Genomic DNA, 22,698 nt, shown 5'->3' with positions numbered 1-22,698 from the left:
TAACTCGATAGTGCTGCTGTTATTAGTAACAATACAAGGGGCGTGCCAGAACCGACAAAATCAATAAAAGTAATTCATTTCTGAATTTTTATTCATTATCGAGCTTATAACTAAATAAATTTGCATTTAGTGGATTATTTATCTGCAAACTTACTCCATCACCAGTTAGATTATCTAGCCCCCCTTTGCCCAGCAATGATCTATTTCGCACCACAATGGTGCAGTGACAACTTCAAAGCAAATTGCACACTTTTATCTATACTTAAATGAACCAACTGCGCAGGGCATTGAATTCTATGGATTTGTTACAAAATCAGCTTATAAATATGCCTATAGAACAACTATGGGAAAAAATCTCATCTTTCTATATGACAGATGAAGCTCGCCTCCAGAGTCAACTGCTTCCGCTTGCTACCCCATCTGAGGCGGAAAAACAGCAGATAGAAGATCAAGCCAGCAGCCTGATTCAGACGATTCGTGCTGACAAAGAATCCGTTCAGATGGTCGACGCCCTTTTGCTGGAATACAGCCTGGATACTCAGGAAGGTATTTTACTGATGTGCCTTGCCGAAGCCCTTATGCGTATTCCGGACAAGGCAACCGCCGATGCATTAATCAGGGATAAACTTTCGGTTGCAGACTGGCAATCTCACCTGAGCCATTCCGATTCTGTTTTCGTTAACGCCTCAACCTGGGGGCTTCTGCTATCCGGAACCGTCTGTAATCTGGAAGATAAATCTCCGACTCCTGTAAAAGCACTCTCGCACCTGGTCAATAAACTGTCTGAACCGATAATCCGCCAGGCAATGAATCAGGCGATGGCGATATTGGGACGCCAGTTTGTTCTGGGCCGGACAATAGAAGAAGCAAAAAACAACGCACAGGAGAAGCAGGCACTGGGGTTTGACTACTCTTTTGATATGCTGGGCGAAGCCGCTCTCACCGCTGCTGATGCAGAAAAGTACTTTACCGATTATATGCGTGCCATTGAATCAGTGGGCAGTCATAAGGCACTGAGAAATCAGCGCTCCTCTTCCATTTCCATAAAGCTTTCCGCACTGCATCCCCGTTATAACGTTGCCAATCAAGAGCGGGTTATGACTGAGCTCTTCGCAACCCTGCTTGCTCTGGCAAAACGGGCCAGACAACTGGAGGTTCCTCTAACCCTTGATGCAGAAGAGATGGACAGGCTGGCGCTTTCACTCAGGCTGTTTGAAAAGCTCTACCATCACCCGGAAATTCAGGGCTGGGGCGAACTGGGTATTGTGGTTCAAACCTATTCCAAACGCGCACTGCCAGTTTTTGCATGGCTGAATAAACTCGCTGCCGGGCAGGGAGACAGAATTCCTGTCCGGGTAGTAAAAGGCGCATACTGGGACAGTGAGATAAAGCTCGCTCAGCAAGGGGGATATCTTAACTACCCGGTATTTACCCGCAAGGAAGGAACGGATGTCAGCTATCTGGCCTGCGCCCGTTTTGTATTAGATCCAGAGGTGAATAAAAACCTGTTCCCGCAGTTTGCCAGCCATAATGCGCAGACCGTCACATCGGTTTTGGTGATGGGAGAAGGCAGGGATTACGAGTTCCAGCGACTGCACGGAATGGGTGAAGCCTTGTATAACCATCTGATGAGCGGTTATCAGCCACGTATTCGCATCTACGCTCCGGTGGGCAGCCATAAAGATCTACTTCCCTACCTGGTCCGCCGCCTGCTTGAAAACGGAGCCAACAGTTCGTTTGTGCACAGACTGGTTGATGCAAAATGTCCGGTGGAACAACTGACCCGCCATCCGGTTGATCAGTTGCTAAGTCATCCGACACCCGATAATAAAGCGATTCCGCTTCCTCCGGATATCTTCCCTGAAAGGAAAAACTCTCTGGGAATCAATATTGACATTGAAAGTGAGTATGCTCCGCTTAAAGCTGATATTGACGCTTTTTTGTCAAAATCATGGATTGCAGGGCCTGTCATTAATGGCGCTTCCCTCTATGAAGAAATGAAAAATGCAGGAGATACAGTCCAACATATCACGGCTCCATATGACCGGAATATTTCCGTCGGCACTGTTGTTTTTGCCCAAAATGAGCAAATTGAAACCGCAATTGTGAGTGCAGAGGATGCATTTCAAACCTGGAATAAGAAATCAGCTCCAGAAAGAGCTGTGCACCTGAACAGGCTTGCGGATTTACTTGAAGAAAACCTGGCTGAACTGGTTGCCATCTGTCATCAGGAAGCAGGTAAAACCATTCATGATGCTATTGATGAAGTGCGAGAAGCCGTTGATTTTTGCCGTTATTACGCTTGTCAGACACAAGTTTTTGGCCCAGAAACTGTTACCGATTTTAACGGTACTTCTGTAAATGTATCCCGGACAGGCCGAGGCGTTTTTGTCTGTATCAGTCCCTGGAATTTTCCTTTGGCAATCTTTCTGGGACAAATTACCGCAGCCGCAATGGCCGGAAACACAGTTATCGCCAAACCCGCTGAGCAAACATCACTTATCGCCGCAAAAACCATGCAGCTAATTTCCAAAGCAGGTTTCCCGGATGGTGTTATCCAGTTGCTTCCGGGAACAGGATCAGAGTTGGGTAATATACTGACCTCCCACCCTGCAATTGCCGGAGTCGCCTTTACCGGCTCAACGCAGACGGCACAAAATATCAACCGAACACTTGCTGCAAGAGATTGCGCCCCTGTTCCACTTATTGCTGAAACCGGCGGACAAAATGCCATGATTGTAGACAGCACTGCCCTGCCGGAACAGGTTGTGCGCGATGTGCTTCGTTCTGCATTTGCATCAGCCGGGCAAAGATGCTCAGCCCTGAGAGTGCTTTGCGTGCAGGAAGATATCGCCGACAACATCATTGAAGCCATTTCCGGAGCTATGGATGAGCTTAATGTCGGTCTGCCCTATCTTCACAAAACTGATGTGGGACCAGTAATAGATATTTCGGCAAAGAACAAGTTGCTAACCCATATCGAAGAGATGAAATCCACTCAGCATCTTATCAAGCAACTGAAATTAAGCGATGAGTGTCAGAGCGGTGATTTTGTCGCTCCATGTGCCTTTGAAATCTCCGATATCTCATGCCTGAAAGAGGAACACTTCGGTCCGGTTTTGCATATCCTGCGCTACAAGGCTTCAGAGTTATCAAAGCTGATAGAAGATATAAACAGCACAGGTTTCGGCTTGACTCTGGGCATACACAGCCGCAATGAAACTACTTACCGCCAGATTGAGCAGATGGTTAAAGTGGGCAACAGCTATATTAACCGGGATCAGGTTGGTGCCGTAGTTGGCGTGCAACCCTTTGGCGGACAGGGATTATCAGGTACAGGACCTAAAGCAGGCGGGCCACATTACCTCTATCGTTTTACTCAGGTTGAATACTCGGAGGCAGAGAAATGAGTCAACATCATATCAGCTTCAACCAAGCATTAAATGCCTTTGAAAAGTGGAACCTGACAGAGTCTGAAAAAAGGTGCGAGGTGTTGAACCAGCTATTCAGTCCCTATCCGGATGACCTTAAAGCAGTATTCAGGTATCAGCTTAATCATGCGGGGAAAATAGCCGCCAAAACCGAATTTCTTAACGGCCCCACCGGAGAGACAAACGAGCTTTATACTCAGGGGCGTGGTGTTGCTCTTCTACTGGTTGACTCGGATGAAAACAATGCTCTTAAGGCAGTAGTTTCTATGCTGGTTTCACTGATGATTACCGGGAATAGCGTTATTGTATGCAGTGATAAAGAAGCGATTAACAGCTTCACTTCCAACCTATCCGGCAACCCGATTATGCCAGAGAATCTTTTGCAACAACGAAACTATGCAGCAAGTGAACAGCTAATTGGTGAGGATATCCGAAGCCTTGTTTATATTGGTAACAACGGCAAAGCAGGTAAATTAAACAGAGCACTGGCAGACAGTGTGCATGCCATTACAGCCCTGATTTCAGAAACAGATTTAGCCCGTTTGCCAAATTCCAGAGATCCTATGCTGGCACTTCACTTTATTACCGAAAGAGTCCGCACGATAAATATTGCTGCTATCGGTGGGAATGCCAAACTACTTGAGCTGGGTGCTGACCGCTCATAGGTATTTACTTCCTTCCCGGATACTAAGGGCTGAAAGACCTTCTCTATTCTCAGCGATAAAAAGACGTACCCAGTCAGGGTCGATTTTGCTGTAACTTCGTAAACTCCAGCCTATCGCTTTGTTAATAAAGAACTCTTCCTGATTCAGGTTATTGATCAGGATTTCTCTTAGCAATGCTGTATTAGTTTTGTCTTTGCGGTTTAGCTGATGATCAATAGCGATTCTTCTGAGCCAGAAATTCTCATCGGTACTCCACTCAAGCATTAACTTATCCACTTCGGTGCAAGTTAAACCAATATCACCGATAAGCCTGTCCAGACAATCAATACTGTCCCACCATGATTTGGTAAGAGCGAGTTGCTTCAGACGAGGAATATGCTCCGGCTTCAGGTAACGTTTCTTTTTGCTCAGATAATCCAGAGCCACATACTGAAACTCCCGCTCTGCTTTGGCCCAGCATCCCTCAACAAACGTCCAGTCTACTTCTTTTTCCTGACGTCGCTCTGCCCAAAACGGCTTACACAACTCCCTTCGTTTAGGAGTCTGAATCCCCAGAAAAGGAAACTGGTTTTTCATATAAGCGCTCATCTGCTTCGCCTTTTCAGGATCGGCGTGTTTCTCTAAAGTTTCGAAAAGCGTGTTCATGGCTTAGCCCGGAAATTCTTATGTAATGATTACAATATATTAGAAGTGATGCTCGGCTAATACAAAACTAATCAATTTATGTCTGTCCGAACTCCATAGTCCACGCCCCACTCCCAGAAGTCGTCGAATGCACGGACTGTGTGGGTTGATAGGTAGTCTTGGGCGAATTTGTTGGCTTGTTGTTTTTCGGGCTCGGTCATCGTGGAAAGGAGTTCGTGATAGAGTTCTTTCCTTTTTTCATGAGCATATTTTTTGGAGCTATCTCCTACGATCTCGTCCCCCATAACCGAATAATAAATTTGAAAATATCCAGCCGCTTTCGTTTTACTGTATGGCACAACGTCTCTTAAATAGTCGTCATAACTATAAAACTCAGCCATATAAATTAAGTTTTGTGCTATACCTGAATCAACACCTTTCAAAAGCCACTTCACCGCTTCTTCTTTTGTTTTTTCATTTGCTGCAAGCAATGAAGCATACGCATCCATCGCAGGAGGATATCCGGACTCAGCTGCTTCTCTGTACAACCTCTGTATCTCCTTATCTCGTTTTCCCGGAACAAGAAACCAGCCATAAGTCCCATGCTGATAGCGCTTAGCTAAATAGTATTGGCTATGAGGATGCCCTGCCTCTGCAGCTTTTATTACCCAATCCATTTGAATATCGTCATCAGAATAGAGCCCCGGCATTTTCCCTATTGCCAGTGCATCTCCCGATTTAATCTTCCTTTTCAAAATTGCCAGTGCCTGCCCACGAAAGAAATTCTTTTTTTGTTTAGAGACATGGATACTTCGGGTTACCTTAACCATGGCGTTTACGTTACCCAATTGAGCAGCTTTCAAAGCATAATCACTTTCATCTTTCTGCTGAACAAATACGTTGCCCTTTAGCAGCTCTGAATACATATAAGTAGCTTTTGCATGTCCTTTACTCATTGCATATTTCAGATAGTTTTTTGCATCTTTTTGTTTATATTGAGCATTTAACAATTTCGCTTTTTCAAAAGCTTCTTGAGCCGTAAGTTCTGCTAAATCATCATCTGCTCGAATTTGAGATACATTAATTAGAACAACCAAACAACTCACTTGTAACAGCCACCTAAGTAGCATTCTTGTTTTCATTCTATTTTCCTGTCGCGCTATAGTAACTTGAGTGGGAATATTCTGTATTTCCTTTTCCAGTAGCATTGGAATACCCGTTATTTGACTCAGTTATCTTCTGTTTAATCTCGTCAGTGAGCACATAGTCCATATGTACAATTAGCGTAGAAAAGTGATCTGGAAATCCTGTTATTAGCCTGTAATGATCAAACTTAAGATCTCCAATAGATATATTTCGCTTATTTTGCTTACTAAATTCCGGCCAATTATCAAATGACATGAATTTAGTTATCCGAGCTTTGTTAACCGTAAACATCCACACCTTCATCGCATACTCTTCAGGCGATTTACTGTTTCTATTCATACGTATAACAGCTTCTTCTAACTGTCGCTGGCTTGCATGTATCTTTTCCGGTTGCCTGGTTGGATAACAACCTCCTGTCGTTTCAGCATCCAAATACAACCAACAGATAATTTTAGCGATAGCCATCTGTTGCCAAGCGTGCACCTGAACAATTGAATACTCGTCCGTTCCACCACCTGCTCTTGGTATTTTTAATTCCTCCGGCTCACTAACCAAAGTATCCAACAACGGCCCCAACGCTTCCGGTGGCAATAACAACACCCATTGCCTCAATAGTTCCTGATCGGCAGTATTAAAAATATGCGCTACCATCCCAGCCCGCTCCGAGCGGTCAAAAAAGGAAATCAGGGTATCCAGTTTATCTTTTCCGTAAGCTAACAAGCTGCCGACATTGAGCTGGGTAAAGAGCATCGCCCGGCTAAGCCCAACCATAAAGTTAAAACTCTCTTCGTCAGCGAAGGATTCTGTTGAGCAATCAGAGACAATCTTGCGGTACTTGCATCTACGCAGCATTCGCTGGAACTGGGTTACCCAGAGGCCTAATGCTGAGGGAGAGATTTCACCTTCAAAACTGACCGTTGTTGCACAGGGCCCGATATTAACCTTCACCATAGGTTTGCCATCTTTCAGGCGGAACTGTATGGGCAACTTTATCTCTTTCTTTACCTCAGCTTTTATTGCACCCCGTACCAGAACCATTCTTTGTGTGCTTTGCTGTGCCCGTGACAGAAGCTCCGGTAGATCATCGGGTAGCAGCCAGTCAATAAAGCAGCCGAGCTCTATACCAGCTTCGGCGGACAAAAAAGCGTTAATAGAATCAATATCCAGTACCTGCTCTTCCTGAATGGTCTTATAGCCAACGGTAGTTAAATGAACGCCGTCGGCTTCATGCGTCAGTGCCAGCTCAGGGTTAAAGCTTAAGCATGCGCCGACAAATCCCCATGCTTTGGCATAAAAGCGCATCTGCAGTGCTCCGTTGTTAAAGCTGGTGTTGGTCAGGGTGCCGTCGCGGTCAATATAACTGAGAGGTACGGACTCTGCTCTCATCTTTTCACTCACGTTTTCAGACGGGAAGTAGAGATAGTCCCGGCCACTAATTGCCTTAAACAGATTCAGCTCACCACGCGCTAACGAAATCTCAGAGCTGGCTTCCAGGCTTGCAATATTGACCTTTTTAAAGTCGTTCACGTGCATCTTGTATAGACCGGGTAAGTCAGAGCTGGTTTTGTTTGTATTTACCATTCTGAAAAACTGGGCCTGAGGACTGCGGTCAAACGGGTCCAGCCGCTTTTTCAACTTGCGGGCAAACAGCACTTCTTTGATATTTTCCTCCCAGCCACTGATATCACCCTGTAGCATTTTTACTGCTATTTTCTTCTGTTTCAGGGCGTCATAGAGTTTTTCAGGTTCAAACAGACCTTGGTCATCAAACCAGCTCTGCTCAATTGGCAAAGGCTGAATATGGACGCCAAGCAAACGAATGAGTGCCTGATCCGGGTTTTCGTCAACCGAAAGTGAGCCGGGTTTGAGGGTTTTGGTGGTTGGTAATTGGTACAGGGAAAAGTAACGAAATTGCCGCAGTTTACCTTTTCTGTCCTGTGGCTCGGCGGATAAGTACTCTCTGAGCGGGAAGTCGCCCTTTGCCAGCCGGGTTAACGGTTTTGGTTTATAGTCGGTATCCCACAGCAGGTACATTGGGCTCTCACAGCTCAGTACATTCTTCTGTGCCGTTTCCCGAATTCTGGCAGCTTTTTCCTCAAGGACTTCCACCTGTTTTAGTTCATCTTCGAATAGTTTATTTGGCATTATCTGAGCAGAATTATCCGCGAAGGCATACAAATTGGTTGAACTGTCCAGTTGCTTAAATTTCTGCTGTATCTGCTGCTCTGTCTCTTTCGCCTCTTTCAGATACTGGTAATATTCAGCCAGAGCATCATGACCATTACCTTCCTGATTCAAAGCGTATTCAGGGGTAGCAATACCGCATAAGGCCAGTGTTTCGATGGACTCCATCAATTCAGGCAGACTCTTTTCTACTTTGACCAACTTGTCCTTACTGTTTGCCTGTACATACTCTGCGGTGCCTTTGGCTGAATAGCCGGTTTTGGCAACTAACTCTTCAAACTCTGAAGTGGTTTTCTTTAAGGCCGCGAATTGCTCTTGAGGTGGCACTTCCCTTTTACCGGCAAAGGCTTCTCTTGCTTTCAAATAGCGCTTTATCTCAGCCTGTATTTCCAGCTCCCGCTTACCATAAAGCTTGCCATTTTCGTAGCGGTAACCTTTACTCCGCGCTACGGATACCGCCTTCTGTTCAAGCTTTTTGTACTCCGACTCAATACCCGAAACATAATGAGACCAGGCATAGCCATGAGTCGCTTGCCCTTCATCAAAAAAACGCCGAGCCGACTCATCGGGTTTAGCTAACAGTAAACGCAATTCAGACAAGCGTTTCTTCTCTTCGTCACCCTCCAAAAACGAAGTCAGATCTGCCGACACCAAAGCATCCATCAAACCGGATTTTGCCAGCCCCTGAAACTTGCCTTCCTTATCATCAATATCCACCACTAATGCCGAAAGTTTCTGCTCCGCCTCCCGACAGCGCGACTTACCTTCGCGACTTAAAAGATAAAAGCTATCTGAGCCGGTCAGATAAATCAGATCTTCGTACTCCATCGGCTTGATATCATCAGCACAAGCCGATGCAACAGGAGCGGGAGTGACCTCTTCGGAGCCGATATCCAGTGCAGGTTCGACTCCCGGCGAGCTATCCGGGTTTTCTATCTGGCTCTGGCAATATAAGGATTCCAGGGGGAATTGAGACTCAGATGACATAAGACGATTCCTGTTTCTATAAGTAGCATCAACCTCTGAGTTGAAGTAACAAGAATAATGCCAACGAACGAATCCTTAAAAATCAAAAGGTTATTCTTGACAACTGTTTTGCCGGCAATATTTTGCTTAATTCAAGCAATTAGTCACTCGGATTGGTCATAACTTGCTAAGAAGGAGTTATAAGGCTCGCAACTTACCCTCCAGGCGCATCCTTTATCTCTGCACGAACTCCATAATCCACACCCCACTCCCAGAAATCGTCGAATGCACGGACGGTGTGGGTTGATAGGTAATCTTGGGCGAATTTGTTGGCTTGTTGTTTTTCGGGCTCGGTCATCGTGGAAAGGAGAGTTTGATAAAATTCCCAATAGATATCATAGAGTTCCTTATCATGTTCATCACTCATAACCGAAAAGTAGGCTTGGTAGTATCCTGCGCCCTTTGTTTTATCGAAAGGAAGAACCTCTCTCAACCAATCAACCTCTGTATGCAATCTGGCAAAAAATAAAAGGCTTTGAGCTTCCCCGTTTTCTACTCCTTTATAAAACCACTCGAGAGCCTCTTTTTTGGCCTTTAGCGTATTGTCTTGATATAGGACACTTCCATATTTATCGATTGCAGGAGGATAACCGGACTCTGCTGCAGCTTTAAACAATCTTCTTATTTCCCTTTCTCGGTTTCCCGGAATTAAAAACCAACCGTAAGTTCCATGTTGATAACGCTTTGCTAAATAATATTGGCTATGAGGATGCCCTGCCTCTGCAGCTTTAATTACCCAATCCATTTGCCTATCATCATCAGAATACAGACCCGGCATTTTTCCTATTGCCTGTACATCTCCCGATTTAATCTTTCTTTTCAAGATTGCCAATGCCTGCCCCCGAAAAAAATCTTTTTCTTGTTTAGAAATATGAATACTTCGGGTAACTTTAACCATCGCATTTACACTACCCAATTGAGCGGCTTTTAAGGCATAATCACTCTCATCTTTTTGCTGAACAAATGCGTTATGCTTTATCAATTCCGAGTACATAAAGGTAGCCTTAGCATGTCCTTTACTTATCGCATATTTCAGGTAATTTTTTGCTTGTTTCTTTTTATATTGCGCATTTAGCAGTTTAGCTTTTTCATACGCCTGCTGTGCTGTAAGTGTTTCTAATTCTCCCCCAACACTAAGCGACGAGGTACTTATTAAAACCATTAAGGTGATTGCTCGTAATGTCGTCCTAACCAGTGTGATTGTTTTCATCCTACTTTCCTGTAGCAGTGTAATAAGATTTATGAGAATACTCAGTATTTCCTTTTCCAGTCGCTCCGTAATATCCCATACCTGATTTTGTTATTTGCTGCCGTATCTCATCTGTGTGCGTATTCCGGCTAATCCGGACACCGGCACCGGTTTAATCCGGACACCAGTTTCCCTCGCTTTTCTCTAACTCTATTTTTACCCCAACTGTCCGGATTGCACCAGTTTTCTCATTGATTCTCCTCCCAGCTCGATCCGGTGGCTGTTGTGGATCAGCCTGTCCAGAAGTGCATCTGCCACCGTGGCATTGCCTATCATGTTGTACCACTCTTTGACTGGGAGCTGGCTTATCATGATCGTGCTGGCCGTTTGATACCGATCTTCCAGGAGCTCCAGCAGATGACCCGCATGATCCTGACTCAGTTTCTCCATTCCCCAGTCGTCTAAGATCAACAGTTGTTTCTTCGACAAGGCAAGAAGCTGCTTCTGATAGCTACCGTCCAGGCGACCGGGACTCAGATCGTCCAGTAAACGGCTGAGGCGATAGTATCGGACGCTATATTCCTGCTCACACGCCTGAGCAGCCAGTGCACAGGCAACATAGGTTTTCCCTGCTCCTGTTGGCCCGGTGATCAAGATGTTCTGATGCTTTAACAGGTAGCTCCCCGTTAGCAGCTCGCTCATCTGGACACGTTTTAGCCCCCGATCTTCTTTGTAGATAAGCTGGCTGGGTAAGGCATCCACCCGTAGCTTAGCTTGTCGTTTCAGGCGCAGGATCTTGGCCTGGCTTCGTCCCAGCACTTCACTTTCAAGCAGCAGGCTCAGTCGTTCCTCGAACGTCAGTTCTGCGTAGGTGGTTAGCTGCTCCCGCTGCTGCTCGAGTGCCTTGGCGGCGTGGCCAAGACGAAGGGATCTTAGTTGCTCATTGATCTGGTTCATGTCGCTCTCCTAGTGGTAACAGTTCGGGCCGCGCACATTGCTGTGCTGGATATCCGGAGTGGTATGAGACTCGGAAGAGAGTTGGCCTTCCCGGTGGTGTTCAAGCAGGTTTCTGATGAAGCGGAGATAGGGCTTGTTTACCATCAGAGCATCTTTGCAGGCCTGCTCTAAGCGTACGTCACTGTATTTCTTGGTGAGATTGAGCAGACCAAGGCAACTGCGGTACGCCTGCTCTGGATGATCTTTAGATCTTAGCTGGATGCTCACTACTTCTCGGTTGGCCGCGCCTATATTGCCTCCCCAGCTCAGCAACCGCTCCGGATTCCACTTCTGATATTGATAATTGCTGGGCATATGTTCCGCGTGCGTGCTGATCCCGCGCTCTTTTTGACTGGCCGGATGTTGAGACACCAGGTTTCCCTGGTGATAGATCTGGATGAGACGTGAGTTCGCCTCCAGAGCGACATGTTGACCAACCAACTGATGGGGAACCGAGTAGTAATGGCGTCTGTACTCGATGTGATAGTCCGGTCCCACCTTGGCACGCTTGATCTCTGTATAGAGGTAGCGCTGGGCTGGGAGAGGCTTAAGGGCCGGTTTATCCAGGCTGTCGAACAAGGCTTTACGGCTGGCACCCAGTTGCTTCATTTCTCGCTGGTTTAGTGAGTCCATGAGCTCTCGGATCGAGAGATTCAGCTCATGGAAGGTATGGAAGACCCGGTGGCGAAGGCGCATCATGATCCAGCGCTCGACGATCAGCACCGCATTTTCTGCTTTGGCTTTATCCTTCGGCTTATAAGGCCGGGCAGGCATAACGGCCGTTCCGTAATGGTTAGCGAGTTTACGATAGCTGTCATTAAGCTTCGGTTCATAACGATCGGTTTTAGTGACAGCGGCTTTAAGATTATCCGGGATCAGGAGAGCCGGCACCCCACCAAAGTGTTCGAAGGCGTTCGCGTGGGCTTCCAGCCAGTGCTCCAGCTTCTGACTTGGGCAGGCATAGTTGGAGGCTCCCAGCGTCGCAACGAAGATCTGAGCGTGACGTACTTCTCCGGTATCGGGGTTAACCACGGGGATCGTCGGGCCGCAGTAGTCGATAAACAGCTTATCTCCGGCGGTGTGGATCTGACGCATGCTGCGTTTTTGTTTCTTATGCCAGCGTAGGTAGTGCTCGCAGAACTGGCTGTAGCGGTAGGCTCTCTCTTGATGCTCCGCAACATGCTCTTCCCACAGGAGCCGTTTTGTCATGCCTTTACGCCTAAGATCGATAAAGCACTGGGCGAAGTCAGGCATGATCTTATCCTGATTAGCTGCTTTTTCCCGATACAGTGCCTGAGTTAACTCGGTATCTGAGTAGCAGCCAGGAAGCGGCCAATCCAGATCACTTTGTTCAAACCGGATCAGGATCTCAGAGATGGTCGAGCGTCCGACCTTGGTGCATGCGGCGATCTTTCTGGTCGATAAACCGCATTCGAATTTAAGGCGCAATACCTCTTTGATGTTTGCCATAGATGTCCTCTTTTTGGTCATGATCACTTCCTTGCTATATACAGACTGATAGCAGAGATAGTGAGCTATTGATTTAAAAGAGAAAAGGGAGAGATTCCGGGGGTTCCGGACAGGGTTTCCGCTCAACCGGACAGTGATTCCGGAGTTAGCTGAAAATTGGCTGGTTTATCCCGGAATTGCTGTCTGGATTAAAACGGAATGGGTGTCCGGATAATCCCGGAATCGGTGGTCGGATTGCTCCGGAATATGCATCTGTGAGTGCACCAGCCATATGCACCAACAATACACTTATGTATGAATCAAAATCGGCGGTCACTTTGCTATGCTTAGCAAATAAGGAATCTATATCTTTTGAATAAGTCGAAAAATCAGGATGATTCTCAAACGCCATGAAATCTAACAACCTGTGTTGGTTCAATGTGAATTCCCACACCTTCATCGCATACTCTTCAGGCGCTTTACTGTTTCTATTCATGCGAATAACAGCTTCTTCTAACTGTCGCTGGCTTGCATGTATCTTTTCTGGTTGCTTAGCGGGATAGCAACCTCCTGACCTTTCTGCATCTAAATACAACCAAAGGACAATTTTCGCGATAGCCATTTGCTGCCAGGCGTGCACTTCTACGATTGAATACTCGTCCGTCCCACCTCCTGAACTTGGTATTTTTAACTCCTCCGGCTCACTAACCAAAGTATCCAACAACGGCCCCAACGCCTCTGGTGGCAATAACAGCACCCACTGCCTCAATAGTTCCTGATCAGCGGTATTGAAAATATGCGCCACCATACCTGCGCGCTCCGAGCGGTCAAAAAATGAAATCAGGGTATCCAGTTTATCTTTTCCGTAAGCTAACAAGCTGCCGACATTGAGCTGGGTAAAGAGCATCGCCCGGCTAAGCCCAACCATAAAGTTAAAACTCTCTTCGTCGGCGAAGGATTCTGTTGAGCAATCAGAGACAATCTTGCGGTACTTACATTTACGCAGCATTCGGGGAAACGGCTAACCTCACCTTCATTTCTACTTCCCCTCAGGACGAACACCATAGTCCACGCCCCACTCCCAGAAATCGTCGAATGCCCTAACTGTGTGGGTTGATAGATAGTCTTGGGCGAATTTGTTGGCTTGTTGTTTTTCGGGCTCGGTCATGACCTTAAGTAGCTTTTCATAGTCTTCTAATACGATTTCATAGCTGCTTGAGTTTGGCTCCGGAGCCATTACATCCAAATACGCTTTCAAATAACCTGCAGCTTTCACGTTGTCACGTGGAACAACTTCCCTCATGTCAGGGTTTTCGGTATAGATATAAGCAATAAACGGGAGGCTTTGTGCTTTTCCTATTTCTACTCCCTTTAGCATCCACTGAAATGCTTCTTTTTTTGTTTTTGAGTCCTTCGCTAATAACGAAGCATATTTTGCCATTGCAGGAGGGTAGCCGGCTTCTGCCGCTGCCTTGTATAACCGGGATACCTCTTTTGCTCTCTTTCCTGAAATTAAAAACCAGCCATACGTTTCGTGTTGGTAACGTTTAGCTAAATAGTATTGGCTATGAGGGTGTCCCGCCTCAGCAGCTTTCATTACCCACTTCATTTGGGTATCATCATCAGAATAAAGTCCTGGCATTATCCCTATTGCTTGTATATCACCATGCTTTATTTTCCGTTTTAAGATCGCTAACGCGCGGCCTCGAAAGAAATTCTTTTCTTGTTCCGAAATATGGATACTACGCGTTACTTTTATCATCGCATTTACATTGCCCAATTTAGCTGCTTTCAGCGCATAGTCACTTTCATCCTTTTGCTGAACAAAAGCGTTATGTTTGATCAGCTCTGAATACATCAGCATTGCTTTTGTGTGTCCATGTGCCATCGCAAACCTTAGATAAACTTTTGCATGCTCCTTTTTATATTGGGAGTTTAATAGCTTTGCTTTTTCATAAGCTTCTTGGGCTGTTGTCGCCGACGTTAAACCTTGTTCTGCACTAATAGTTGCACTATTGATTAGTGCAAGCAAAAGCACTAGTTTCAATATCCATGAATCAAAATATCGTGCTTTCATCTTACTTTCCCGTTGTACTTAAATAGCTTGAATTAAAGTTGGCGAGACTACTCTTTCCTTTCGCGTTGTAATAGCTTAGGTGGGATTGTGTGATTTGCTTTTTCACTTCTTCCGTCAGTACGCCATCCATATGAATAAGAATCTGCTCTAGGCGTGAGTAAAAGCCTTTTGTTACCTTATAATGCTCACCGAAAAGCTTTGTGTAAGTATCATCCGTAGTATTGAAACTAGGTTGATTATCACGCCCCATAAAATCTAGCAACCTGCGTTCATTTCTAGTAAACACCCAAACCTTCATCGCATACTCTTCAGGCGCTTTACTGTTTCTATCCATACGTATAACCGCCTCTTCTAACTGCCGTTGACTGGCTTGTATTTTTGCCGGTTGCTTCGCGGGATAACAGCCTCCTGACCTTTCTGCATCCAAATACAACCAATGGATAATTTTAGCGATAGCCATCTGTTGCCAAGCATGCACCTGAACAATTGAGTACTCATCGGTTCCGCCTTTAAGTCTTGGGATTTTTAATTGCTCTGGCTCACTAACCAAAGTATCCAACAACGGCCCCAACGCCTCTGGTGGCAATAACAACACCCATTGCCTCAATAGTTCCTGATCGGCAGTATTAAAAATATGCGCTACCATCCCTGCGCGCTCTGAGCGGTCAAAAAATGAAATCAGGGTATCCAGTTTATCTTTTCCGTAGGCTAACAAGCTGCCGACATTGAGCTGGGTAAAGAGCATTGCCCGGCTAAGCCCAACCATAAAGTTAAAGCTCTCTTCGTCAGCGAAGGATTCTGTTGAGCAATCAGAGACAATTTTGCGGTACTTACATTTACGCAGCATTCGCTGAAACTGAGTTACCCAGAGGCCTAATGCTGAGGGAGAGATTTCACCTTCAAAGCTGACCGTTGTTGCACCCGGCCCGATATTGACTGTCACCATAGGTTTGCCGTGTTTCAGACTAAACTGTATGGGCAGCTTTATCTCTTTCTTTACCTCAGCTTTTATTGCGCCCCGTACCAAAACCATTCTTTGTGTGTCTTGCTGTGTCCGTGACAAAAGCTCCGGTAAATCATCGGGTAGCAGCCAGTCGATAAAACAGCCGAGCTCTATACCAGCTTCGGCGGACAGAAAAGCGTTAATAGAATCAATATCCAGTACCTGCTCTTCCTGAATGCTCTTATAGCCAACGGTCGTTAAATGAACGCCGTCAGCTTCATGTGTCAGTGCCAGCTCCGGATTAAAGCTTAAGCATGCGCCGACAAATCCCCATGCTTTGGCATAAAAGCGCATCTGCAGTGCTCCGTTGTTAAAGCTGGTGTTGGTCAGGGTGCCGTCGCGGTCAATATAGCTAAGAGGAATGAGCTCTGCTCTCATCTTCTCAGCCACAGCTTCAGACGGGAAATAGAGGTAATCCCGACCAATAATCGCCTTAAACAGGTTCAGCTCACCACGTGCCAACGAAATCTCAGAGCTAGCTTCCAGGCTCGCGATATTGACCTTTTTAAAGTCGTTCACGTGCATCTTGTATAGGCCGGGTAAGTCCGAGCTGGTTTTGTTTGTGTTTACCATCCTGAAAAACTGGGCCTGGGGACTACGGTCAAAAGGGTCGAGTCGCTTTTTCAGCTTACGGGCAAACAGCACTTCTTTGATATTTTCTTCCCAGCCACTGATATCACTCTGTAGCATTTTTACTGCTATTTTCTTCTGTTTCAGGGCGTCATAGAGTTTTTCAGGTTCAAACAAACCTTTGTCATCAAACCAGCTCTGCTCAATTGGCAAGGGCTGAATATGAACGCCAAGCAAACGAATGAGTGCCTGCTCCGGGTTTTCGTCAATTGAAAGTGAGCCGGGTTTGAGGGTTTTAGTCGTCGGTAACTGGTACAGGGAAAAGTAACGAAATTGCCGCAGTTTACCTTTTCTGTCTTGTGGCTCGGCTGACAGATACTCTCTGAGCGGGAAGTCGCCCTTTGCCAGTCGGGTTAACGGTTTAGGTTTATAATCGGTATCCCACAACAGGTACATTGGGCTCTGACAACTCAGAACATTTTTCTGTGCCGTTTCCCGGATTCTGGCCGCCTTTTTCTCAAGGACTTCCACCTGCTTTAGTTCGTCTTCAAAAAGCTTATTTGGCATTATCTGAGCGGCGTTGTCCGCAAAGGCATACAGATTGGTTGAACTGTCCAGTTGCTTAAATTTCTGCTGTATCCTCTGCTCAGTCTCTTTCGCCTCTTTCAGATACTGGTAATACTCTGCCAGAGCATCATGACCATTGCCCTCCTGATTTAAAGCGTATTCAGGGGTAGCAATACCGCACAAGGCCAGTGTTTCGATGGACGCCACCAGCACTGGGAGACTCTTCTCTGTTTTGGCTAGCTTTTCCTTGCTGTTTGCCAGTGCATACTCAGCGGCGCCTTTAGCTGAATAGCCGGTTTTGGCCACTAACTCTTCAAACTCTGAAGTGGTTTTCTTTAAGGCCGCTAATTGCTCTTGAGGTGGCACTTCCCTTTTACCGGCAAAGGCTTCTCTTGCTTTCAGATAGCGCTTTATCTCATCCTGTATTTCCAGCTCCCGCTTGCCGTAAAGTTTACCGTTTTCATAACGGTAGCCCTTACTGCGCGCTGCCGATATCGCTTTTTGTTCAAGCTTTTTGTACTCCGACTCAATACCCGAAATATAATGAGACCAGGCATAACCATGAGTCGCTTTTCCATCATCAAAAAAACGCCGGGCCGACTCATCGGGTTTAGCTAACAGTAAACGCAATTCAGACAAGCGTTTCTTCTCTTCGTCACCCTCCAAAAACGAAGTCAGATCTGCCGACACCAAAGCATCCATCAAACCGGATTTTGCCAGCCCCTGAAACTTGCCTTCCTTATCATCAACACCCACCACTAATGCCGAAAGTTTCTGCTCTGCTTCCCGGCAACGCGACTTACCTTCCTGGCTTAAAAGATAAAAGCTATCTGAGCCGGTCAGATAAATCAGGTCTTCATACTCCATCGGCTTGATATCATCGGCACAAGCCGATGCCACAGGAGCGGGATTGACCTCTTCGGCACCGATATCTAACGCAGACTCGATTCCCGGCAAACTATCCGGGTTCTCTGTCTGGCTGTGGCAATACAGGGATTCCAGAGTGAATTGAAACTCAGATGGCATAAGAAGGCTCCTGTTGTTGCACGCGATACTGCTTAATCCATTGCATGGCTATTTGCTTTTTCTGGTTGATACTTTCAGTGCCCTGAAAGCACAGCCTGAACTCTTCATTTGGAAGGTATTGATAATATTCAGCCAACCAGTGTGCACACCTGGCCAGTGTTATCTGGGTCAGACTTTTATCCTCACAGGTCCACTGATATAACAGCTCTGCTGCGGATAAAATTGAATCCCCCGGCAACGGCCAGGTCGATAATGTTCCCAGCCAATACGCATAATGATGCACCCTGATTCGCTGGCAAAGGTCAGAGGTTAAACACCAGGAGGGTGAGATTTGAACCTCAGGTAATGTGTGAATTTCCCAGCTTTGGGACAAATAATCAGGAATATGCACAGCTCTAACTGAAGGAAAACAAAACGATTTTTGTTCCATCAGCGCTCTGGCAATATGCGGGGCATAAAAACGAATGTATGACCTTCCGCACTGCGGATTTTCGGCATAGATCTGCTGACGAAGCAAAGCCTGCAATTCACTCAACCTAAGGGGCGTATCCAGAATAATGCCTCCCCGGCTCTGGCAAATCTTATCCAGCAAGGCTTCAGGAACCTTATTCGCCGGGAACAGATAAGGTCCCTGAGTTTGACAGCCTGCATACATAGTCCCTTTCAACAAAAAGGTATAGGGGACTTCGCCCTCACTCAGCCTTCTGGCCAGATCCTCGACTCGCTGCGGCTCTGCTATGACAATGTAGTTGTGTTCTATTTGCATCGGCACTTATCTCCCTGACTACAGGAACCATCCGACTGCTTTCCGCAAACAACAAAACTGTCCGCACCACTGACCGAGGCATGCAATAACGCTTTGGCAAAATCAGGCGTACTGCTGACAGGCATAGGGGGAGAACTAATTCCCAGGGGTAACTTAGCGATTTTTCCATCATACCCGCTGCCGCTTCCGGCACTGCCTCCGGAGTTAAGATTGATAACAGGTCCCATAACGTGAACACCTGCCGGATCGATCTTGACGAAACTGCCTCCAGCCTTCAGTGTGATTTCGCAACCAGCTTCAATCACCACTTTCTCACCAGCTTTAATATGCACTTCACTTCCAGCCTCACTGGTGATGACTTTCCCGGCCTTCACCTGCAAAGAAGCGTTTAGCTCCATCGTTTTGTCTTTACTGACCCTGACAAGGCTTTCGCCTTCAACGGTGACATGCTGGTTGTTTCTGACCTGAGTAAAACTGTCGTTATCAATTAATTGATGTTGGTCATGCCCAATTTGAGCCAGGTGATCATTCAGCACATCGGCCTGAAGGTCTTTTTGAGCATGCAGATAAACCAACTCCGATCCGGACTGGTCTTCAAAACTAAGCTCGTTATAGCCCTCTCCCTGATGGGTTTCACTACGCAAGACAGTTTTGGTTTTATGCTCGGGAAGTATATATGGTGGGGTGTTCGCAGCATGATAGGTACGGCCGGTAATTATTGGCTGATCCGGGTCACCATTTAAAAATGAAACTATTACTTCATGACCAATCCGGGGCAAAGCCAGCATCCCATACTGGCTGCCAGCCCAGGCTTGTGAAACACGCACCCAGCATGAACTCTGTTCATTACTGTCTGAATATCGGTCCCAGGGAAAATGGATCTTTACCCGTCCGTATTCATCACAGTAAATCTCTTCACCTTTCGGGCCAACAACTGTGGCAATCATAGGACCATCAACCTGAGGTTTAGGTTGTGGCGTTGCTCTCCAGGTCTGATTAGCCGGAATCACTTTGAAGCCATTTCTGTAAGTAGTGGCCCCTTCTCCCCCATACTCTTCCAGAGCCTGAGGCTGGCTTCCCTTATGAGTGATAGACACCAGAAGCCAGTCCCGGTTTAGCTCACTGTTTAAATGTTCCTCCAGCTTAAACCGATAGCCCGCCCGCATTAGTGGCTGATCACTATGCCCGGATGCAATAAAGGCTTCCCGCCTCAAATACTCCAGCCGGATCCGGCTGAATACTTTACCGTTAACATCGTTTTTATAACGTCCGGGAAAATCAAAAAGCGCGTAATTGTTAGCCTGCCCTGAGCATTCTGTCTGATGGGAAAAATTGTATGATGGCTTTTTAAAGCAGCGATCCTGCAACTCTACTTGCTCAGTTTCACTGCGGGTCACTATTTGAAAATTTTCAACAAACGGAACATCTGAAGTTCCGCCCGACAAAGCATTGTATGGTACTGGCCCGGAAAGCTTAGGTAACAGTTCAGAATTGTCACTAAAAACCAGCGTATGCTTTCCCTTGCTGTGTTTGTGGCTGTAAACCAGCCCTTCTTCAGCCGCTAATCTATGCACAAACTCCAAATCCGTCTCGCGGTACTGAACGCAAAACTCCCTTTGCTGAAAGTCACGGGATACAGAAAAGACAAAGTCACGGATTTCCATCTCCTTAAATAGTACAGAGATAATTTCCGGCACTGTTTTACGCTGAAAGATACGGGAGTTATAACGCAGAGAAAGGCGTTCAATTGCAGGAACCAGTGTTAAAGAATAAAAGGTATGCTGATGACCGGTATCGCCCTGGGTAAAACTGCGGACAATACCGTGAAGCCTCTGAACCAGTTCACCATTACGATAAATGTTCAGCTCTGCGCAGTTATCAATAAACTGCTCTGGACTTAAATCGCTTCTGCGACTGGCAAGATCAATATCGAACCTGAATCCAAAACAGGTAGTTTGGTTAAACACCCCGTCAGAAAGAGCTTCATGCCCTTCGAAACTACGTACGACCAGGCTGTTATCCTCTAATCCTTCCACTCTGAGAGTAAACTTCAGTGTTGCCATTAAATCTTCCTTTGCCATTCGCTACAGAGACTGAACGGAGATAGGTAAACAAGAAGAGTGCCAACAGAGGAAGGCTTTAATTTCAATTAATTATATTCAAAGGTGTGTATTTTCGGCAATAAGCCGCTCACTTAAGGTAATTTATTGCTCAGGTTGGTAACATTTTGCTAATTCATATCTCCTCTTTATGATATTTATATTTACTTACAATAACTACAACTTAGTTAATATTTACCAAACTTAATAACACTCAATATCACACTCAATCAAACTCATCCCATTATCTGTTTGACCAGGAGCGAAAAATAATGTCTTATTCCCACCGAATTAAAACAAATAGGAAAACCTATTATTTAGTTTAAATGATCGATACAACGTATAGTTAACCGTAAAAATCATCATTCTGACACAGAAGTCAGGCACAAGATTTAGCGAAACCTGTTTATCATACGCTCAGCTTGGAAGAATCATACACCCAGATTATCAATTTAATTTAGGTGTGGGCGACTGCGCCTTATGGAAATATAAAAATCATGATTAATAGATAATGCAAGCTTATTTATTCGATAATTACATTTTGCAAATTAATTACCGTACGCCTGATTTCAAATAAATATAAATCGTAAATCACAGGCCATTATTTATGAACGATAATACCGTCTCCGTAGACAATACAACTTCCACAAGCGAAACAAAATTCACCTACAAAGACTTCACCTGGTGTTTATCACTATTTGGTACCGCTGTGGGCGCAGGTGTCCTTTTCCTGCCAATTAAAGCCGGTGCCGGTGGTTTCTGGCCACTGGTGATTCTTGCCCTGATTGCAGCGCCGATGACCTGGTTTGCCCACAAGTCACTTGCCCGCTTTGTACTATCCGCAGGCAACCCGGAATCTGATATTACCGACACTGTGGAAGAGCACTTTGGTAAAACCGGCGCAAACCTGATCACTTTTGCTTACTTCTTTGCTATTTACCCTATCGTGCTGATTTATGGCGTTGGCATCACCAATACCGTAGACTCTTTCCTTGTAAACCAGTTGGGATTTGCCTCTCTGCCCCGCTGGCTTCTGTCCGGCTTCCTGATTATGGCGATGACAGCCGGCGTTGTATTTGGCAAAGATCTTATGCTTAAAGCCACTTCTGCGCTTGTATACCCTCTGGTATTCATTCTGCTGGCTCTCTCCTTCTACCTGATCCCAGACTGGAATACCTCAATGATGGACGTAGCTCCCGACTGGGCTGCAATGCCGTCTGTAGTGTGGCTGGCAATTCCTATTATCGTGTTCTCATTTAACCATAGCCCGATTATCAGCCAGTTTGCCAAAGAGCAGCGCATAGAGCATGGTGAAAACGCAGCAGCGAAAACAGACATGATCACCGGCGGCGCAGCCCTGATGCTGATGGGCTTTGTGATGTTCTTCGTATTCTCTGTGGTACTGTCACTTTCCCCTGAGCAGCTTGCAACAGCAAAAGAGCAGAACATCTCCGTACTTTCTTATCTGGCAAACGTTCATGAGTCACCGATGATTTCGGTTATGGGTCCGGTTGTTGCCTTTGCTGCCATTACTTCAAGCTACTTCGGTCACTTCCTTGGCGCACATGAAGGTCTGGTCGGACTGATTAAGAGCCGCTCTTCAACTCCGGTAAACAAAATCGAAAAAGCCTCGCTTATCTTTATTGTGCTGACAACCTGGATTGTTGCCATCATCAACCCAAGTATTCTGGGCATGATCGAAACCATGGGCGCACCAATGATCGCAGCAATCCTGTTCCTGCTGCCGGTATTTGCCATGAACAAGGTTCCTTCAATGGCCAAATACAAAACATCAACACCTGCGCAAATCTTCACAGCAGTCTGCGGCTTCGCGGCAATCACTTCTGTCATCTACGGCGCGCTTTAACCGCCTCCCGCAA

At 46.1% G+C, this 22,698-nt stretch carries 14 protein-coding genes; 3 read left to right on the top strand and 11 right to left on the bottom strand.

The features are described from left to right. Positions 1-296: 296 nt before the first annotated feature. Together putA and L3Q72_RS05650 are read left to right on the top strand one after the other, a co-directional pair. Entirely contained in the window at positions 297-3,410 is a 3,114-nt protein-coding gene (gene putA, locus L3Q72_RS05655; RefSeq protein WP_275131681.1) for a bifunctional proline dehydrogenase/L-glutamate gamma-semialdehyde dehydrogenase PutA, read from the top strand. Next, a complete protein-coding gene (locus L3Q72_RS05650) occupies positions 3,407-4,096 on the top strand; it encodes a 1-pyrroline-5-carboxylate dehydrogenase (RefSeq protein ID WP_275131680.1) in 690 nt (229 codons plus the stop codon). Before putA ends, L3Q72_RS05650 begins: the two co-directional genes overlap by 4 nt. Here L3Q72_RS05650 and L3Q72_RS05645 read toward each other — a convergent pair. The 11 genes from L3Q72_RS05645 to tssI form a co-directional block, all read right to left on the bottom strand. Next, positions 4,091-4,741, bottom strand: a complete 651-nt coding sequence (locus L3Q72_RS05645) for a DNA alkylation repair protein (RefSeq protein ID WP_275131679.1) — start codon at positions 4,739-4,741, stop codon at positions 4,091-4,093. The genes L3Q72_RS05650 and L3Q72_RS05645 overlap by 6 nt on opposite strands. A gap of 71 nt (positions 4,742-4,812) precedes the next feature. Further along, positions 4,813-5,862, bottom strand: a complete 1,050-nt coding sequence (locus L3Q72_RS05640) for a hypothetical protein (protein ID WP_275131678.1) — start codon at positions 5,860-5,862, stop codon at positions 4,813-4,815. A 1-nt stretch (position 5,863) separates the two neighbouring features. Beyond that, positions 5,864-9,037 carry a hypothetical protein gene (locus L3Q72_RS05635; protein ID WP_275131677.1) on the bottom strand — a complete coding sequence of 1,058 codons (3,174 nt, stop codon included), beginning with the start codon at positions 9,035-9,037 and terminating at the stop codon, positions 5,864-5,866. A gap of 193 nt (positions 9,038-9,230) precedes the next feature. Then, positions 9,231-10,286, bottom strand: coding sequence for a hypothetical protein (locus L3Q72_RS05630; RefSeq protein WP_275131676.1), 1,056 nt, complete (start codon positions 10,284-10,286; stop codon positions 9,231-9,233). Positions 10,287-10,481: 195 nt separating this feature from the next. Continuing rightward, positions 10,482-11,222: an IS21-like element helper ATPase IstB gene (gene istB / locus L3Q72_RS05625; protein WP_275131675.1), complete on the bottom strand. Its 741-nt coding sequence runs from the start codon at positions 11,220-11,222 to the stop codon at positions 10,482-10,484. Between the two features lie 9 nt (positions 11,223-11,231). Continuing rightward, positions 11,232-12,752, bottom strand: coding sequence for an IS21 family transposase (gene istA, locus L3Q72_RS05620; RefSeq protein WP_275131674.1), 1,521 nt, complete (start codon positions 12,750-12,752; stop codon positions 11,232-11,234). 124 nt (positions 12,753-12,876) lie between these two features. Next, positions 12,877-13,719 carry a hypothetical protein gene (locus tag L3Q72_RS05615; protein WP_275131673.1) on the bottom strand — a complete coding sequence of 281 codons (843 nt, stop codon included), beginning with the start codon at positions 13,717-13,719 and terminating at the stop codon, positions 12,877-12,879. A 30-nt stretch (positions 13,720-13,749) separates the two neighbouring features. Further along, complete coding sequence (locus tag L3Q72_RS05610; RefSeq protein WP_275131672.1) at positions 13,750-14,787, bottom strand: hypothetical protein; 1,038 nt, start codon at positions 14,785-14,787, stop codon at positions 13,750-13,752. 1 nt (position 14,788) lies between these two features. Then, positions 14,789-17,953, bottom strand: a complete 3,165-nt coding sequence (locus L3Q72_RS05605) for a hypothetical protein (RefSeq protein WP_275131671.1) — start codon at positions 17,951-17,953, stop codon at positions 14,789-14,791. Continuing rightward, complete coding sequence (locus tag L3Q72_RS05600) at positions 17,943-18,719, bottom strand: DUF4123 domain-containing protein (RefSeq protein WP_275131670.1); 777 nt, start codon at positions 18,717-18,719, stop codon at positions 17,943-17,945. The genes L3Q72_RS05605 and L3Q72_RS05600 overlap by 11 nt, the downstream gene beginning before the upstream one ends. Beyond that, a complete protein-coding gene (gene tssI / locus L3Q72_RS05595) occupies positions 18,710-20,782 on the bottom strand; it encodes a type VI secretion system tip protein TssI/VgrG (protein WP_275131669.1) in 2,073 nt (690 codons plus the stop codon). The genes L3Q72_RS05600 and tssI overlap by 10 nt, the downstream gene beginning before the upstream one ends. 643 nt (positions 20,783-21,425) lie before the next feature. Between tssI and L3Q72_RS05590 the strand changes: the two genes are divergently transcribed. After that, positions 21,426-22,685, top strand: a complete 1,260-nt coding sequence (locus tag L3Q72_RS05590) for an aromatic amino acid transport family protein (protein WP_275131668.1) — start codon at positions 21,426-21,428, stop codon at positions 22,683-22,685. Positions 22,686-22,698 lie beyond the last annotated feature (13 nt).

This window comes from Vibrio sp. JC009 (assembly GCF_029016485.1).
Taxonomy (GTDB): Bacteria; Pseudomonadota; Gammaproteobacteria; order Enterobacterales; family Vibrionaceae; genus Vibrio.
The sequence above is the reverse complement of the archived record's forward strand: the minus strand, read 5'-3'. Positions and strand labels throughout refer to the sequence as shown.

What these genes read in the sequence shown, in the direction of transcription:
- putA (WP_275131681.1), top strand. Translation starts at nt 297, where the DNA reads ATGGATTTGTTACAAAATCAGCTTATAAATATGCCTATAGAACAACTA.
- L3Q72_RS05650 (WP_275131680.1), top strand. Translation starts at nt 3,407, where the DNA reads ATGAGTCAACATCATATCAGCTTCAACCAAGCATTAAATGCCTTTGAA.
- L3Q72_RS05645 (WP_275131679.1), bottom strand. Translation starts at nt 4,741, where the DNA reads ATGAACACGCTTTTCGAAACTTTAGAGAAACACGCCGATCCTGAAAAG.
- L3Q72_RS05640 (WP_275131678.1), bottom strand. Translation starts at nt 5,862, where the DNA reads ATGAAAACAAGAATGCTACTTAGGTGGCTGTTACAAGTGAGTTGTTTG.
- L3Q72_RS05635 (WP_275131677.1), bottom strand. Translation starts at nt 9,037, where the DNA reads ATGTCATCTGAGTCTCAATTCCCCCTGGAATCCTTATATTGCCAGAGC.
- L3Q72_RS05630 (WP_275131676.1), bottom strand. Translation starts at nt 10,286, where the DNA reads ATGAAAACAATCACACTGGTTAGGACGACATTACGAGCAATCACCTTA.
- istB (WP_275131675.1), bottom strand. Translation starts at nt 11,222, where the DNA reads ATGAACCAGATCAATGAGCAACTAAGATCCCTTCGTCTTGGCCACGCC.
- istA (WP_275131674.1), bottom strand. Translation starts at nt 12,752, where the DNA reads ATGACCAAAAAGAGGACATCTATGGCAAACATCAAAGAGGTATTGCGC.
- L3Q72_RS05615 (WP_275131673.1), bottom strand. Translation starts at nt 13,719, where the DNA reads ATGCTGCGTAAATGTAAGTACCGCAAGATTGTCTCTGATTGCTCAACA.
- L3Q72_RS05610 (WP_275131672.1), bottom strand. Translation starts at nt 14,787, where the DNA reads ATGAAAGCACGATATTTTGATTCATGGATATTGAAACTAGTGCTTTTG.
- L3Q72_RS05605 (WP_275131671.1), bottom strand. Translation starts at nt 17,953, where the DNA reads ATGCCATCTGAGTTTCAATTCACTCTGGAATCCCTGTATTGCCACAGC.
- L3Q72_RS05600 (WP_275131670.1), bottom strand. Translation starts at nt 18,719, where the DNA reads ATGCAAATAGAACACAACTACATTGTCATAGCAGAGCCGCAGCGAGTC.
- tssI (WP_275131669.1), bottom strand. Translation starts at nt 20,782, where the DNA reads ATGGCAACACTGAAGTTTACTCTCAGAGTGGAAGGATTAGAGGATAAC.
- L3Q72_RS05590 (WP_275131668.1), top strand. Translation starts at nt 21,426, where the DNA reads ATGAACGATAATACCGTCTCCGTAGACAATACAACTTCCACAAGCGAA.